Origin of the sequence: Gilliamella sp. B3127, from assembly GCF_026536935.1 — a bacterium.
Lineage (GTDB): Bacteria > Pseudomonadota > Gammaproteobacteria > Enterobacterales > Orbaceae > Gilliamella > Gilliamella apicola_E.
In genome coordinates, this window is the sequence record NZ_JAFNNI010000001.1 from 138198 (window position 1) to 154829 (window position 16632).

Genomic DNA, 16632 nt, shown 5'->3' on the forward strand with positions numbered 1-16632 from the left:
ATATCCTTATGGTTAAAGTTGGTACTTTTCAGTTCGTTTCGCAATGCGCTCAGCTTTACGCTTAGCACTATCAATTAACTTATGCTCATCACGTACAATGGCTTTAATGGGTTTATTAAAATAGGTTCTTAAAAAACGCCAAATATCTCGCTGAGTTAGTCCAATATTAATTGATGAAAAGTAAAGCCCAATTAAATCTTTATCACGCCAACGCGTCGGGACTTTATCACGTGTTTGTGCTCGATGAAGATCAATTACAGAAAGTTTTATTTCTTCACTATTTTCATATAACGGTAAATCCAACAAAAAATGACACAAATAACAATCACGGTGATTGACACCCGCGCCGTGCATTTTAGCGGTCATATTAGCTAAATAAATAGTTAACGAACGTTTTAAATGATAGCAAGGTGGATTGTCTAACCATGGTCGAGTAAAATCCTCTAAACTAATGGTTGGATTGAGATCTTTAGTAATAATAAACGAATGCCGAGTAAGCGGATTTAATCCCTTGCGCCCAAAAGCTCGCCCATCCATCGTATTAACACCAACTTGCTCTAAACGATGAATTGCATCCCACTCTTGTTTAGCATCTAGAACTGGCAAACGTAAAGAAATAAGGTTTTTTACAATCTCTTTAACCGTGCTGCCACGATGAATTTTAATAAAATAAGATTCACCATCCAACTCAAAATTAAGGGTTTTTCTTTGTTTAACCGCACGATAAACTTTACCTGAAATTAATTCAACTTCAGTGAATGGATCTTTACCTAACCATAACTCTTTAAAGGGTGATTTTAGTTTGATTTCATTCATAACGACATCCTAAGATAATGTCTGCTGCGCGTTGTGCTAGATGATATAAATCTTCACTATCACCATAAGCAATCGCATGATTATGCCAATTACCCCATTGCTCCTTATCACTAATAGACCGTTCTAACGCTTGATTCAATGTGCTTTGATCATAAGGTTCTGGCAGCACAATGCCGGCATTAGCTTGGCTGATATGATAAGCATACCCAGAAATACCCGACACAATCACCGGTACCCCAGCCGCTAAAGCTTCAATCAATACCATGCCTGCGGCTTCTTGCCTTGCCGGATGCAACAAGAGATCGGCTGAAAATAGAAAATCAGGAATATCATTACGACCGGAGAAAAAACGCACTTGTTTACTAATGCCTAAGTCATCGGCTAACTTCTGATAAGGTTCAGGATTATCCTGTCCTACGACCAGATAGCTAACTTTCTGCCTAAGCGCATCGGGTAAAGCTGCAATAGCTCTCAAAGAACGGTCAACTCCCTTACGTTTAAAATCTGACCCAATTTGCACAATTACAAAATCATCTAAGCTAATTTGATTAGCTTGTCGAAATTGTTCACGTTTTTTGGGGCTATCAGCACAATATTTTCGATCTAAAGCAATCCCTGGCGGTAATAAAAAAAATCGCTCATCTTGGGTATGATAGTGATTCTTAAAATCTTGAATTTGTTGCTTAGTTAGCACCATGATTTTAGTTTGTGAGCTAGGTGAAAATACCGATTTTTCAAATGCTAAATAGTGCTTGCAACGTTTCGATAATCTATAAAAAAAGCCTTTATGAGCGACTTTTTCAGCAAAACAAGTATCTCCAGCAAAATAGACATCCAAATCAGGCATTTTATTAAAACCCACCACACAGTTTACTGGATTAGCTTGTATGTGAGCCTTCACCCAATGATAATAGGCTTGATTTCGGCTATGGTTAGAGAATCCTTTTTGGGGCACGATAATAATATCAATCCCAGCTGGTTTATCACCTTGCCAGTCCAATACATAAACACGGATCTGATGTCCACGAGCTTGGCAAGCGGTAGCAATTTGCAAGAAATCACGTTGTAACCCGCCAAAAGGGAAATATTTATAAATACAAAAAGCTAGTTGCATCTAGATTGCCTCAAGTCAGAAAGGAATATTATATACTCACTCTTGATTGATGCGCAAAGCTTGATTTTGCCTACAAGGATGGTTAAGACTATTTATAAATTCCAGTATTTAAGAGTGAAATAGTAAAAACTAAATAGAATCTGAAAGCGATTTTAACGGTTAGAATCGCAAATAATTATCTTTTCATTTCTTATTAACAATATTAAAAGAACTAAAAAATAAATGATTGTTTTAGACATGTTCAAAGCACTTTATATCAAAGTAAATTCATAGCTAAAACTATTTTTCTGAAGAGAATCTAACAATATTTTTTATAAGCTTACAAAAACCTATATTTTATATTATATTAGCAAACTTAGTTTTTATTAATGGATAAGAGAAGATTAGTATGAATAAGGACATTTTTTTTAATAACAAATATGTTATTTTATTTCTCTTTCTCGTTGTGTGCTTCACATGGGGAACGACATGGATTGGAATAAAAATTGCCGTTGAAACTGTTAACCCTTTGTTAGCCGCAGGTCTGCGCTTTGTTATCGCATTTCCTTTTTTAGTATTAATTACAATTATTGCTAAATCACCAATACTGTTTCCTCGAAAATCATTCCATTTTTTTCTACTATTAACGTTATTTTATTTTACCATTCCTTATTATTTAATTAGTTTTGGTGAACAATATGTATCGTCAGGTTTAACCTCATTGTTATTTAGCACTATGCCGATTTTTTCAATTATTTTCGCTAAGATAATCTTAAAAGATAAAATATATATAAATCAGGTAATAGGTATTACAGTGGGATTTTTATGTTTGATGTACATTTTAATCTCTGAAGGTTTTATTCTTTCCTATAGCGATTTTTGGGGCGTAATATCAATACTGTTAGCGGCATTGATGCATGGTTTTTTATATGTTTACTCCAAAAAAGCTGGCGAAGGTATAAATGTCTTTACCTTCAACACACTGCCGATAGGCGTTGCGGGTATCGCACTTTGTTTGTTGAGTTTTACTTTTGAAGAAAATAATTTTCAAACTATCTCGTTAAATAGCTGGTTAGCATTAATTTATCTCGGTATTTTTGCATCCGTATTTGGCTTTATTGCTTATTTCTTTTTATTAAAACGAATGAGCCCGGTAGTATTGTCATTTATTTTTATTATTTTCCCGGTCGTTGCTATTTTTATTTCATCGATTTATGAGCATAAAATCATTTCAACTAACTTCATCATTTGTACAATCATTATGTTGTGTGGGTTTGCTATAACTAAATTACCGGTCAATGTTTTTAAAAAGTGGATAAAGAGCGACAAAAAAAGAGACAATCAATAAATCGTTACTTCAACAAAAGGTTAACTTAATTTTTTGATTCAGACATCGATTGACTTTGAATGGTTTTAACACTTATCAAAGTCAATCCTTATCTACTATGATTGAATCCTGTTTTATCAACACTTTTTAGGTAACTAATCTATAGCAAGTTGCAACTAAATAATTGATAGCAAAGTTAAGCTATAGCAATATTATAACTCAAAGCGATAAGTGTCATTAATTGCACTACCTTGTGCACCAAATTGGCGTAAATTATTATCAACCGCATTCATCGATTGCCAATGGTTTTCGCACCAATCAGGGGCAAGTAGGGTGGGTTTGCGGGCATTTGCGGAGATACGGTGGTATAAAATATTGGCAGGGGTTTGCCGAATAATATCACCAGCAATATCGACATACTGCTCTAAGGACAATACATCAAGCCGACCCGCACGCCATGCTTTAGCCATAATACTACCTTCTACAATATGTAGTGGATGTAGTTTTAAACCATCAACACCGCTATTTAAAACACAATCTAGCGTAATTAAATTATCTTGCTTAGTTTCTTTAGGTAGACCAATAATTAAGTGAGTACAAACTTTTATACCAAGTCTACGCGCCTTTTGAACGGTTTGATGATAAACATCGAACGTATGTCCACGATTAATACTGTGTAAGGTTTTATCATGAGCGGTTTGTAAGCCAAGCTCCAGCCAAACTTCAAAACCTTTGGCATGATAACTGGCAAGTAAATCGAGCGCTTCATCCGGCACACAATCAGGGCGAGTACCAACACAAAGTCCAACAATATCGGCATTATTAAGTGCTTCTTCATACATATTTTTGAGTATTTCGACTTCGGCATAAGTACTGGTATAAGCCTGAAAATAAGCAAGATAGCGCTTAGATTTTTTCATCTGATGCGCCTGTTGGGCAAGTTGCTGTGAAATGGTTTTGACTTGAATCGACTCATCGATAATCGATGCGACATTACAAAAGGTGCAACCGCCTACACCGATAGTTCCGTCCCGATTAGGACAGCTAAAACCGCCATGTAAGGTGAGTTTATAGATTTTTTCGCCATAACGGCGTTGCAGGTCAGCACCAAACGTATTGACCACTAAATGAAGTTGCATAATCAGCCAAAAATAAAATTTTGCCTATTTTACGAAGCGAATGAGTTAAATTCAACCGATGATAAATTTTTATATACAATTGACGTAACTTTAGTCGGCTTTTCTTTAAGATGTTTTGAAACGAACACTATGGTGTAACATATTATGCCGTAATAAGTTTTATTGATGATTTTTAGAATCGCAATATTTTCAAAGCTTAATACTGAGAAAATTATACGAGTAATCTAATCTTTTTATTTTTCTGTACCTAGAAAATAAGATGTTTCAGTTTCTACCTTACTATCATCTTTCCAATCTTGGATATCTCTTTCATATTGTATTAATTCGACCTGATCACCTTTTTTATAATTGCGTAATTGAAAGGCTTTTTCTAATCCTACTTCTAACTCGTAAGGTTTATCATTGGGTAAAAAACAACCATGATCTGCGCGCCCCCTCTTTTCCGATTTGGTAATTAACACCTTGATATCAAATACACTTTTTTCATGTTCCTGTTCGCCTTCGCCAATAGAAAAAATACCGTGTTGTGGATCTTCTAATAATGTCCCGGTTAGCAAACAGAGATTTTGGAAAGAGGCAGTAGCTATCTGACTGAATAAAATACAAATAATAAAACTTATTATGCGGTAAATCGTTTTCATAGCGTTAATAGACTCGGTAAGACAAATTTCCAATATTATTCAAAAAATTTAATTAAAAAAAAAGCGTTTTTTTGTCTAGTCCTGATACTTTTACAAATCGTTTGATTTTTTATTAACTGGCTAAAAAACAATAATTGCGATCTTCTGCTTTACTATAAATATTTTTTATAATTCAAAAAAAGGATTGAAATCGTTGGCTGATTAAGTAAGGATATTCGTTATGCTGTTTTCCAAACTTGAAAACAATAATTAAGTCAAAAAGTCAATGTAATCCAAAAACAAGGAGTCAATATGTTTAGTAAAGAAATGACTATTGCCGATTATGATAAGGAATTATGGGACGCCATTAAGGGTGAAGAGCAACGTCAAGAAGATCATCTCGAATTAATTGCCTCCGAAAACTATACCAGTCCAAGAGTGATGCAGGCACAGGGTACTCAATTAACTAACAAATATGCTGAAGGCTATCCAGGTAAACGTTATTATGGCGGTTGTGAATATGTTGATATTGTTGAGCAATTAGCGATTGAACGAGCCAAAGCGTTATTTGGTGCAGATTATGCCAATGTACAACCACATTCAGGATCACAAGCGAATTTTGCTGTTTATATGGCATTGTTAAAACCGGGCGATACTGTGTTAGGTATGAATTTATCGCAAGGTGGTCATTTAACTCATGGTTCACCAGTTAGTTTTTCCGGTAAACTCTATAATGTGGTTGCTTATGGCGTTGACGAAACTGGACATATTGATTATGACCAATTAGCGAAAACGGTCTTAGAGTCAAAACCGAAAATGATCATCGGTGGTTTTTCAGCTTACTCAGGCGTGGTTGATTGGAAGCGTATGCGTGAGATTGCTGATAGTGTAGGCGCTTTCTTATTTGTAGACATGGCACACGTGGCCGGCTTAGTAGCAGCAGGGGTTTATCCAAATCCTGTCCCATTTGCACATGTAGTGACAACCACAACGCACAAAACGCTTGGCGGACCTCGTGGTGGACTTATTTTGGCCAAAGGTGGCAGTGAAGAACTTTATAAAAAATTAAATTCAGCTGTATTCCCTGGCGCACAGGGTGGTCCATTAATGCATGTCATTGCTGCCAAAGCAGTTGCATTAAAAGAAGCGATGGAACCAGCATATCAAGAATATCAAAAACAAGTTGTTAAAAATGCTCAGGCGATGGTTGATGTAATTATCAAACGTGGCTACAAAGTCGTGTCTGGCGAAACAAAAAATCATTTATTCTTAATTGATTTGGTTGATAAAAAGATAACCGGTAAAGAGGCTGATGCCGCTTTAGGTAGTGCTAATATCACCGTCAATAAAAATAGCGTACCTAATGATCCACAAAGTCCATTTGTGACATCTGGCGTTCGAATTGGTACACCAGCCATAACTCGTCGAGGTTTTAAAGAAGAAGAATCTCGTGAATTAGCCAACTGGATTTGTGATGTATTAGATAACATTGATGATGAACAAGCGATTCAAGCAGTTAAACAAAAAGTTTTGGCAATTTGTCATCGATTACCTGTTTATCAACATTAATATTCTCGCCGACGTTATGTCGGCGAAATTATTATAAAATATTAGTTTTGCGTTGTTTTTTGAGTCATCTGTTGTTGCTGCTTAACATAATTGGCAATATCATCTTTAAACCATACTGCACTGCCAACAAGTAGTACACCAACTAAGATAGCTGACCAAAATATTATCCGTGCTTTTTTATTACGTTTTCTTAAAGGGTCACTTAAGTTTCGTTTAGCATTGGCTGGTAATTCGGCCTTACTGGTCAGTAGTCCACCAAGGAGTAAATTGATTTTTACTTGCCCATTGATTGCCCAACCTGAAGCTTCGAGCAATGGACCTAATGTTCTTCTTCTTAATTTTAACCAAGCTAAAATGACTGATGGCCCAGATATAATTAAGAATAAACCTAAAATCACCAATGGAAATTGCCACCAGGAAAGAGAAAAAATAGCCTGAAAAATGGTAGCAAGTGCTGTACCAATCGCGCCTATTGCTAAGCCAATCGCAGCAAATATGCCAACACTCTTACCAATATCAAATTTATTTTCTGGATTTTGCACAGCTTGTGTACTGGTCTTTTCAATATCTGCGTCTTTATTGCTTGCCCATTTATTAATCTGTTCCGTGATTAATCGACCAATACGTTGATAAGGTGCCCAAATTGCTTGTTGAATACTAATTGGCTTACTAATCATTTTGACCACATTAGCATCCCAATCATTACCAGCATTATCAATAAACACCCCATTACGGCCTTCCATTAATAAATCACCTTGTCCGGCGGTTATGGCAGCGACAATCGTCTGTTTTTGACCTAGCCTTGTACATTCACAATACAGCAAACATAGCTCTGAATAATTTGCCATTGTTGAATGTTTAGCGATGTTTTCAACGGCAACACAAAGCGTAGCACAGCGGCCGTCAATATAAAGCTTGCCTAATTGAAAAGCGGCATAATGGTCAAGTGAGAAGAACTCGGCAAATGAAGCAAAGTTAATCAATAAACGATAAAGATGTTTTTGAAAAAGTACCAACTTTTCTAACACAAAAACATCCGAAGCTGAAATAGGCGTTTTATTATCTTGTTCGACCATTTTCTCAAATTCATCTAATAAATTATCATTGATAAAATGAGTGATCTGATCGGCGGGAATATCCTCAATACTCGCCGTTGGTTTAGTTGCAACACTTAACTGCTCTATATCGGGTTTAGAACTAATTAATGTCGCGTAGGCATCAAGATTAGTTTGAATATTTTGCCACTCTTGTTGTGTTAAATGATTTGGATCGGATAAGTGAGAAGCCACTAAAGCCCTAAATCGGGTGATTTTACTTTTCCAAAGTGGGTTAAGCCCATTAACGAGATCCAATGAATTATTAGTATCAATCTTAGATAAAGGCAGTTCAGAAAGCGCTTCATCTGAAAGTAATCCATTTTGAGAAGGGACAATATATTTCTCATCAACATTTAATGCCGTTTGTGCTTGAGGCGCATATTGAGCTAATTCAACACGAAGAAAATAATCATCAATTTTGGGTTTGAGCTCTTGAACTAATTTCCATATTTCTGAGCGATTTTCCCCAAAAGGTGTTTGGGTATTGCTGATATTAGTTTGCCACGCTTGCCAACTTTTTAGATTTTTAACAAAGGTTTGGGCTATTTCCAGATTTATCCCATCTTGCCCACTCATATCTTTTTGCCCGCCAGTAGTCTTAATGGCTGTTTGGATAAAGCTTTGCATTTCAGGCGATAACTCAGCAGAAGGTGGAAAAATCAAATCACCATTGTAGAGCTTGCTGGCATTAATTTTTAGTGATTGTTGGACATCATCTTGAGTCAAATAATCGGCTTGGCTTTTATTTAAATTGGCCAAAATACTATGCGCTGTAATTAATAATTTTTTACCTTGCTCGGTTGAATCATCAATTTGTGATAACGACAAAGTTTCTGATGATTGAATAATAGTATCGAAAGAGACGATTTTATCTTTTACCCAACTAATCGCATCTAAAATATCAGGAATACGGATGCGTCCATCTTTATCAGAATCTAATAACTCTAATGTTCTTTGATCAAAATCTAAACCGGTAGTCGGGCAACTTAGTGCAACCCATAATTTTGGATCTAAATTGGGCAAATTGATAATGTCATTGGCATTTTTTAAAACGACTTGATCTAAACCACCAACACGCTGAAATGTCCAAGTATGACTCATAATCACCTCCATACTAAAATATTATTAATTTATTCAATTTATTAATAAGTATAGTAGTATTTATTTTTAGAAGAGAAAAGGAATGCTCATATTTAAGAGCTGTAATATATCTTTGATAATTGATTGCTAATTGCAACTTTATGATAGAATAACGCCTTATTATTTAATATCCAAATAAAAAATATGTCATTAATAAATATTACCAATGCTTATCTGTCATTTAGTGATGCACCACTACTTGACCATATTGATATGTCGATTGAAATCAATGAACGAGTCTGTCTTGTTGGTCGTAACGGTGCAGGTAAATCAACACTGCTAAAAGTACTTAACAAAGAAATCCCATTGGATGAGGGGCAGATCGTTTATGAAAGTAACGTTGTTGTCTCTCGATTACAACAAGATCCGCCTCGAGATATTCAAGGTAATGTTTTTGACTTTGTAGCTGAAGGATTAAAAGAGCAAGCTCAATTATTGAAAGATTATTATGCATTATCACATTCGGTTGAAACGGATCCAAGTGAAAGTAATCTATCTAAATTAGCTAAAATGCAAGAACAGCTTGATCACCAAAACGGTTGGCAACTGGATAATCGTATTCGTAATGTTATTTCTTCACTATCGTTAGATGGCGATGCCTTATTATCATCATTATCAGGTGGTTGGCTACGTAAAGCGGCGTTGGCAAAAGCACTCGTTTGCCAACCTTCAGTTCTATTACTAGACGAGCCAACCAACCATTTAGATATCGAAACCATTAAATGGCTCGAAGAGTTCTTAAAAAGCTTTAATGGTAGCATTGTGTTTATATCGCATGACCGATCTTTTATTCGGCAGATGGCGACTCGGATTATCGATTTGGATCGCGGTAAAGTCGCCTCTTGGGGTGGCAATTATGATAGTTATTTGCTTGGTAAAGAAGAGGCATTACGCGTCGAAGAGCTACAAAATGCGGAATTTGATAAAAAATTAGCACAAGAAGAAGTCTGGATCCGCCAAGGAATCAAGGCCCGTCGAACACGTAATGAAGGACGCGTTCGAGCACTAAAAGCCATGAGGCAAGAATACTCACAGCGTCGCCAAGTTATGGGTAGCGCTAAAATGCAAATCGAAGAAGCATTACGTTCAGGAAAAATTGTATTCGAGCTGGAAAATGTCACTTATCAAATTGAAGATAAACGACTGGTTAATGACTTTTCCGTGCAAGTATTACGAGGCGATAAGATCGCTTTAATTGGACCGAACGGTATTGGTAAAACGACATTATTAAAACTAATGTTAGGCAGCCTAGCACCAACATCAGGAAGTGTGCACTGTGGAACCAAACTCGAAGTTGCTTACTTTGACCAGTATCGACTAGAACTCGATCCCGAAAAAACTGTGATGGATAACCTTGCAGAAGGTAAGCAAGAAGTGATGGTAAATGGTCGTTTAAGACATGTGCTTAGCTATTTACAAGATTTCCTCTTTCCGCCAAAACGCGCTAGAACACCAGTACGAGCGCTATCTGGTGGAGAGCGCAACCGTCTATTACTCGCAAAACTCTTTTTGAAACCAAGTAACTTATTAGTACTTGACGAACCAACCAATGATCTTGATATTGAAACGTTAGAGTTATTAGAAGAATTGGTTAATGATTATCAAGGAACGGTTTTACTCGTTAGCCACGACAGACAATTTGTTGATAACGTGGTGACTCAATGTTGGTTTTTTGAAGATCAAGGGCGAATTGGAATATATGCTGGTGGTTACACTGACGCATTACAACAGCAAGCACAATCAATGAGTGCACAAGTTACTAATAGCAAAAGTCATGAATCGGTTAAAAATGACCCAGCAAAAACGGAAAAAAAGAAGGTAAAATTAAGCTATAACGAACAACGAGAATTGGCACAGTTACCCAATAAAATTGAAGAACTTGAAACAGCGATTGCTGATTTACAAGCACAAATTGGCCATAGTGACTTCTTCAATCAACCACATGAAGTCACCAGCCCAATATTACAATCTTTAGCCGATAAAGAAGCGGAACTTGAAGCCGTGTTCGAACGTTGGGAACAATTAGAAGCATTAACACAATAAGCGCTCACTATGAGCGCTAATTTACCAAGTCTTTCTTGAAATAAAGCAGAAAAGTATAAGTGTCAAAATCACAAAAATAGCACCGACAAAGCCAATGTAATGGGTAGACAAATAGACTAATACTTGGCTACCCACAAAAGCGCCTCCACCAATACCGATATTATAAATACCGGAATAAACCGAAGTTGCAATATCGGCAGCATCAGGTGCAGCATCAATTACTTTACTTTGCATCACCATACTAATAACGGTAATCGAAAGCCCCCAGACCATCCCTTGTAATATTGCGGTAATAAGGCTGAACGAACAAACATAAAGCGATAATAGACAGATTATTAATAGTAGTGCAGGAACAACAAATATCGCAATAGGGTGAGCATCAGCATACCTAGCAAAAATAACGCTACCAATCATCCCTGAAAAACCAACGGCTAATAACAAGTTAACTATCACGTGCTCATCAAAACCGCCAACATTGATCATAAACGGCGTAATATAAGTATAAGCCGTAAAATGACCAGTAATCATAATTGCCGTTAACAAATAAATATTTAGCAATACAGGGCGTTTAAGAACTTTAGGAATATCTTTGACTAAAATCTTGTTCAAACTTGGTACAGAGGGTAACAAGTAGAGCAACGATAACATGACACAAAAAGCAATAAAACCGATACATAAAAAAGTTACTCGCCAGCCAACCAGTTGCCCAATCATTGTTCCAATTGGAATACCTAAAACAGTTGCCATTGAAGTACCAACCACAATAAAGCCCATGGCTTTAGCTTTTTTACCATTTGGCGCTAACCGAACCGCTAAAGGCGTAGTAATAGCCCAAAACACAGCATGAGCGCAGGCAATACCAATCCTCGCAAACATTAAACTGTAAAAACTCCAAGCAAAGCCAGCAAGGATATGGCTACCAATAAACAAACAAAACAGAAAAATCAAAAGTTTTCGGCGATCCATCCTTGACGTTAAAACCGTTAACGGCAAAGACAACAACGATACAGCCCAAGCATAAATCGTTAATAACAACCCAGCATGAGCAACATCCATCGAAAAACTTTCGGCAATATTGGGTAGCAACCCAACCGGTACAAATTCTGTTGTATTAAATATAAATGCAGCAAAAGCAAGGCAAAAGATCGATGACCAGATTCGAGACCGGTGGTTAACTTTTCTCATGATTAGTTTTAAGAAGGGATTGATATTTAATAGTGTAATTATAGCTGAATATGTTTTACGATTAAACAGAGAAAGCAAATAAATAATAAGATCAAATTAAATCATTTAACCACGGTACTGCTTAAATGGATTATAATATTACCACCTAAATCATTCTTCGATTAACTATCATGAATCAAATTCTTATCACAGTTTGTCTATTAACCTGTAGTAATATTTTTATGACTTTTGCTTGGTATGGGCATTTACGCTTTTTGCATAATCAAGCTTGGATTGTGGCTGTATTGGTTAGTTGGGGGATAGCATTATTTGAGTATTTGCTACAAGTACCTGCAAACCGTATCGGCTTTCAAGTCGCCAGTGCGGGGCAATTGAAAATTATTCAAGAAGTGATTAGCCTATCTGTATTTATTCCTTTTTCAATTTACATATTAAAAGAACCATTCAAAACTGATTACATCTGGGCGGGGCTATGTCTACTTGGTGCAGTTTTTTTTATGTTTAAAGATAAAATTTTAGGATAAAACCAATCTACGCACGCATGATGATATTGGTTGTTAACGCCTAACAACCAATATCATTTCGACTATAACGCCTTAAATGAAATATCCGGTAAAATGGTTTCACCTTGCCAATAAAGCTGACTAGCAACTTGTGCGGCAATATGACAATATAGCTGGGTAAACTCACTATCAGGATGACTAATAACCGTCGGCTTGCCGGAATCTAAATCTTGACGTAATAAACGGTGAAGAGGAATCTGACCCAGTAATTTAGTATGATATTTTTCAGCCAAATGCTTAGCCCCCTCCTCACCAAAAATCGCTTCGTGATGCCCACAATTTTCACAGATGTGATAACTCATATTTTCGATAATACCAAGGGTAGGGATGTTAACCTTATTAAACATCACAATCCCTTTTTGGGCATCAATTAAAGCAATATCTTGTGGCGTCGTCACAATCACAGCAGCAGTAACCGGAATATTTTGGGCTAGAGTTAATTGAATATCTCCTGTCCCAGGTGGCATATCCATAATCAAATAATCAAGTTCAGGCCAAAGCGTATCTTCCAAAATCTGACACAATGCTTTACTTGCCATTGGTCCACGCCACACCATAGCATTATCAGGCTCAACCAAATAACCAATAGAATTACTCGCAAGACCATAGGCCATAATTGGTGACATATGTTTATTATCCGGTGTTACTGGTTGCTCTTTTTCGGTGCCGAGCATGGTAGGAATAGAAGGACCATAAATATCCGCATCTAAAATCCCCACTTTAGCCCCTTGCTTTTGTAATGCTAAAGCTAAATTAACCGCGGTTGATGATTTACCAACTCCACCTTTGCCCGAACTTACCGCAATAATATTTTTAACATTATTGATAGGATGATTATTATTCGCCCGCTTTAACGTCGCAATATTATAGTTAATCTTCCAATTAACCTTTTCAACCCCATCCAACTTAAGTAACTGAGGTGTAACTGTTGTTTTCAGGTCTTCAAAGCCAGTTTGCCAAGCAAAAGGCATCACTAAGCTAATTAGCAGTTCTTGGTTAGCCTGTTCACATTGAGTAATTGCGCCAAGCTCAATCAAATTTTTGGATAAAGTGGGATGAGTAAAATTCTCTAGAATTTTTTTTGCTTCCATGGTTATTAGCCTTAACTGTTATCAACAAGTTTTATACTCATATTGCTTCAAATAGATATGATTATCGATATTGTTTTAACTTGATAAGAGTGATCACTCTTTCTGATAGAATGATAACCATTCCCTGCACAATATCGCTCAAAGTATATAAAGAATTTTTATCAAATTATGGCATAAATCTGGCGATAATCCCACGATTGATGTACTATTTCCGCCATTATGTAATAAAAGGTATTAATTCGATATGACAACTCAACGCAAAATATTAGTAACTTGTGCGCTTCCTTATGCAAATGGTGCAATTCACTTAGGTCATATGCTCGAACATATTCAAGCAGATGTATGGGTACGCTATCAACGTATGCGTGGCAATGAGATCTATTTTATTTGCGCTGATGATGCTCATGGTACGCCAATTATGCTTAAAGCACAGCAATTAGGCATCACCCCGGAACAGATGATAGATGAAGTTAAAATTGAGCATCAACGTGATTTTGCCGGTTTCAATATTAGTTACGATAATTACCACTCAACCCATAGCCCTGAAAATCGGGAAATATCTGAAAAGATCTATAAACGATTAAAGGCTAATGGCTATATTAAAACCAAAGTAATATCACAACTATTCGATCCCGAAAAAAAGATGTTTTTACCGGATCGTTTTGTTAAAGGGACTTGCCCTCGCTGTAAATCACCAGACCAATATGGCGATAACTGTGAAGTTTGTGGTGCAACTTATAATCCGATTGATTTAATTAATCCGCAATCAGTGGTATCGGGTGCAACGCCGATCATGAAAGATTCAGAGCACTTCTTTTTTGACTTGCCTGCGTTTTCCGATATGTTACAAGCGTGGATCCGATCAGGAACATTGCAAGATCAAGTGGCTAACAAAATGCAAGAGTGGTTTGAAGCAGGCCTACAACCATGGGATATCAGTCGCGATGCGCCATATTTTGGTTTTGAAATTCCCGATGCACCGGGCAAATATTTTTATGTTTGGTTAGATGCGCCAATCGGTTATATGGGATCATTCCTCAATTACTGTAATAAACACAACAAACCGATTTTTGATCAGTTTTGGAATAAAGATTCAACCACTGAACTTTACCATTTTATCGGTAAAGATATTGTCTACTTCCATAGCCTGTTTTGGCCGGCAATGTTAGACGGTAGCGAACATCGTAAACCTTCTAATATTTTTGTGCATGGCTATGTCACTGTCGACGGGGCGAAGATGTCAAAATCACGTGGTACCTTTATTCAAGCAAGTACCTATTTGAAACATTTAGATCCTGACTGTTTGCGTTACTATTATGCAGCCAAACTCTCGCCACATATCGATGATATCGATTTAAATTTAGAAGATTTTGTGCAACGGGTGAATAGTGATTTAGTTAACAAAGTGGTGAATATTGCATCCCGTTCGGCTGGTTTTATCAGTAAACGTTTTGGTGGTAAATTATCCGCCAATCTTGCAGAGCCGGAACTTTATGCTTTATTCGTTGAAAAATCAAAAGTCATCGCTGATTATTTTGAACAACGTGAATCCGGTAAAGCAATTCGTGAAATTATGGCATTGGCTGATGAAGCAAATCGTTATATCGATGAAAAAGCGCCATGGGTGGTGGCTAAACAAGAGGGACAAGATCAAGCATTACAAGATATTTGTTCTATGGGTATTCATCTATTCCGCATTTTAATGACCTATTTAAAACCAGTCGTGCCGTCATTAGCGGAGCGCAGTGAGGCGTTTTTAAACAGCCAATTAATCTGGGACACGATTGATAAACCATTAACTGGGCACACGATCAACCAATTCAAAGCCCTGTTTAACCGTATAGATATGGATAAAATTACTGCTATGATTGAAGAAACCAAAAGCGTTTTAGCAACACCTGCCAAAGAAAAAGTGGCAGAACCTATTGCTGATACTATCAATTTTGATGACTTTGCCAAAGTTGATATGCGTGTTGCGTTAATTAAAAACGCCACGGTGGTTGAAGGGTCGGATAAATTATTGCAGTTAACACTGGATATTGGCGATGAAACTCGCAACGTATTTTCCGGCATCAAACAGTTCTATCCTGATCCTGCGGTTTTAGTCGGTAAACTAACCATAATGATCGCTAACTTAGCGCCGCGTAAAATGCGCTTTGGTATCTCAGAAGGCATGGTACTTTGTGCAAGCGGTAAAGATGATAGTGAAGGTGTTTACCTATTATCACCAGATAGCGGGGCAAAACCGGGTATGCGAATTTCGTAATCCTCTAAATTATTGACATCTTAACAAGTTAAATGCTTGTTAAGATGTATTTAGGATAATATTGGCATTGTAAAATTGGCTCCCAGCATAAACAACCCAACTCTCAACTTAAAAGGCTTTTGTGGTGTTTTATATCAAAAAAAGTTGAGGAGTGGGGTTTTTGGGGTTCTAAATTCTGTTTTGAAATATTGTCCCAAATAAATAATTCCGCTTTAACTGTGGCGCTTTTTAGTAGCTGTGTTTTTCCATCAAAAAAAGTTGAGGAGCGGGGTTTTTGGGGTCTAAATTCTGCTTTGAAATATTATCTCAAATAAATAATTCCGCTCTAACTGTGGCACTTTTTAGTAGTTCTATTTTTCCATCAAAAAAGTTGAGGAGTGGGGTTTTTGAGGTTTTAAATTTCACTTAAAAACTTTTAAATGGTCAAAATCACTAAATTTCTAATCCGAAGCCCTAAAATAAAATTTCCGAGGATCAATTGCTCTAATTTTAAAGATTCGTAATTGCAATATATTCAATTAAAACAATAGATAACCAATTATAATTTAGATCCTTTTTAGATCCTATTTACAAAAGTTAACGTAAATGAGTGAAAAAAAGTGTTGCATCGTGTTTTTCCAATCACTATACTTTTTACACGGTTTTAGCTACAAGGCTAAAATTTGATATAAAAGTATAAAATT

The 16632-nt window shown here is 36.5% G+C and carries 12 protein-coding genes; 5 read left to right on the plus strand and 7 right to left on the minus strand.

Going from position 1 to position 16632, the window contains the following annotated elements; all coding sequences use genetic code 11:
* Positions 1–12 precede the first annotated feature (12 nt).
* Positions 13–816, minus strand: a complete 804-nt coding sequence (gene rfaP, locus J3U00_RS00590) for a lipopolysaccharide core heptose(I) kinase RfaP (RefSeq protein WP_267331202.1) — start codon at positions 814–816, stop codon at positions 13–15.
* Complete coding sequence (locus tag J3U00_RS00595; protein WP_267331203.1) at positions 809–1930, minus strand: glycosyltransferase family 4 protein; 1122 nt, start codon at positions 1928–1930, stop codon at positions 809–811. The genes rfaP and J3U00_RS00595 overlap by 8 nt, the downstream gene beginning before the upstream one ends.
* A gap of 388 nt (positions 1931–2318) precedes the next feature.
* Between J3U00_RS00595 and J3U00_RS00600 the strand changes: the two genes are divergently transcribed.
* Positions 2319–3257 (plus strand): DMT family transporter, encoded by a 939-nt coding sequence (locus tag J3U00_RS00600; RefSeq protein ID WP_267330084.1) that lies wholly within the window; start codon positions 2319–2321, stop codon positions 3255–3257.
* 191 nt (positions 3258–3448) lie between these two features.
* On the opposite strand, the gene J3U00_RS00605 is transcribed toward J3U00_RS00600, so the two are convergent.
* Together J3U00_RS00605 and J3U00_RS00610 are read right to left on the minus strand one after the other, a co-directional pair.
* On the minus strand, positions 3449–4375 hold the full coding sequence (locus J3U00_RS00605) for a TIGR01212 family radical SAM protein (protein ID WP_065562268.1): 927 nt from the start codon (positions 4373–4375) through the stop codon (positions 3449–3451).
* Between the two features lie 233 nt (positions 4376–4608).
* Positions 4609–5016 (minus strand): hypothetical protein, encoded by a 408-nt coding sequence (locus J3U00_RS00610; protein ID WP_267331204.1) that lies wholly within the window; start codon positions 5014–5016, stop codon positions 4609–4611.
* Positions 5017–5307: 291 nt separating this feature from the next.
* On the opposite strand from J3U00_RS00610, the gene glyA reads away from it, so the two are divergent.
* A complete protein-coding gene (gene glyA, locus J3U00_RS00615; RefSeq protein WP_267331205.1) occupies positions 5308–6564 on the plus strand; it encodes a serine hydroxymethyltransferase in 1257 nt (418 codons plus the stop codon).
* Positions 6565–6605: 41 nt separating this feature from the next.
* Here glyA and J3U00_RS00620 read toward each other — a convergent pair whose 3' ends face one another.
* On the minus strand, positions 6606–8762 hold the full coding sequence (locus tag J3U00_RS00620) for a phage holin family protein (protein ID WP_267331206.1): 2157 nt from the start codon (positions 8760–8762) through the stop codon (positions 6606–6608).
* 183 nt (positions 8763–8945) lie between these two features.
* On the opposite strand from J3U00_RS00620, the gene J3U00_RS00625 reads away from it, so the two are divergent.
* Positions 8946–10844, plus strand: a complete 1899-nt coding sequence (locus J3U00_RS00625; protein ID WP_267331207.1) for an ABC transporter ATP-binding protein — start codon at positions 8946–8948, stop codon at positions 10842–10844.
* Between the two features lie 21 nt (positions 10845–10865).
* On the opposite strand, the gene J3U00_RS00630 is transcribed toward J3U00_RS00625, so the two are convergent.
* Positions 10866–12029 carry a sugar transporter gene (locus J3U00_RS00630; protein WP_220225079.1) on the minus strand — a complete coding sequence of 388 codons (1164 nt, stop codon included), beginning with the start codon at positions 12027–12029 and terminating at the stop codon, positions 10866–10868.
* Positions 12030–12199: 170 nt separating this feature from the next.
* Between J3U00_RS00630 and J3U00_RS00635 the strand changes: the two genes are divergently transcribed.
* Positions 12200–12553 (plus strand): DMT family protein, encoded by a 354-nt coding sequence (locus J3U00_RS00635; protein ID WP_267331208.1) that lies wholly within the window; start codon positions 12200–12202, stop codon positions 12551–12553.
* Positions 12554–12615: 62 nt separating this feature from the next.
* Here J3U00_RS00635 and apbC read toward each other — a convergent pair whose 3' ends face one another.
* Positions 12616–13683: an iron-sulfur cluster carrier protein ApbC gene (gene apbC / locus J3U00_RS00640; RefSeq protein WP_220225078.1), complete on the minus strand. Its 1068-nt coding sequence runs from the start codon at positions 13681–13683 to the stop codon at positions 12616–12618.
* A 244-nt stretch (positions 13684–13927) separates the two neighbouring features.
* Here apbC and metG point away from each other — a divergent pair, with 244 nt between their 5' ends.
* Complete coding sequence (gene metG, locus J3U00_RS00645; RefSeq protein WP_220225077.1) at positions 13928–15949, plus strand: methionine--tRNA ligase; 2022 nt, start codon at positions 13928–13930, stop codon at positions 15947–15949.
* The last annotated feature ends 683 nt before the right edge of the window (positions 15950–16632 follow it).

Excerpts from the sequence above, each read along its gene's own strand:
- J3U00_RS00630 (WP_220225079.1), bottom strand. The coding sequence starts at position 12,029 with ATGAGAAAAGTTAACCACCGGTCTCGAATCTGGTCATCGATCTTTTGC.
- J3U00_RS00595 (WP_267331203.1), bottom strand. The coding sequence starts at position 1,930 with ATGCAACTAGCTTTTTGTATTTATAAATATTTCCCTTTTGGCGGGTTA.
- metG (WP_220225077.1), top strand. The coding sequence starts at position 13,928 with ATGACAACTCAACGCAAAATATTAGTAACTTGTGCGCTTCCTTATGCA.
- apbC (WP_220225078.1), bottom strand. The coding sequence starts at position 13,683 with ATGGAAGCAAAAAAAATTCTAGAGAATTTTACTCATCCCACTTTATCC.
- rfaP (WP_267331202.1), bottom strand. The coding sequence starts at position 816 with ATGAATGAAATCAAACTAAAATCACCCTTTAAAGAGTTATGGTTAGGT.
- J3U00_RS00600 (WP_267330084.1), top strand. The coding sequence starts at position 2,319 with ATGAATAAGGACATTTTTTTTAATAACAAATATGTTATTTTATTTCTC.
- glyA (WP_267331205.1), top strand. The coding sequence starts at position 5,308 with ATGTTTAGTAAAGAAATGACTATTGCCGATTATGATAAGGAATTATGG.
- J3U00_RS00620 (WP_267331206.1), bottom strand. The coding sequence starts at position 8,762 with ATGAGTCATACTTGGACATTTCAGCGTGTTGGTGGTTTAGATCAAGTC.
- J3U00_RS00635 (WP_267331208.1), top strand. The coding sequence starts at position 12,200 with ATGAATCAAATTCTTATCACAGTTTGTCTATTAACCTGTAGTAATATT.
- J3U00_RS00605 (WP_065562268.1), bottom strand. The coding sequence starts at position 4,375 with ATGCAACTTCATTTAGTGGTCAATACGTTTGGTGCTGACCTGCAACGC.
- J3U00_RS00625 (WP_267331207.1), top strand. The coding sequence starts at position 8,946 with ATGTCATTAATAAATATTACCAATGCTTATCTGTCATTTAGTGATGCA.
- J3U00_RS00610 (WP_267331204.1), bottom strand. The coding sequence starts at position 5,016 with ATGAAAACGATTTACCGCATAATAAGTTTTATTATTTGTATTTTATTC.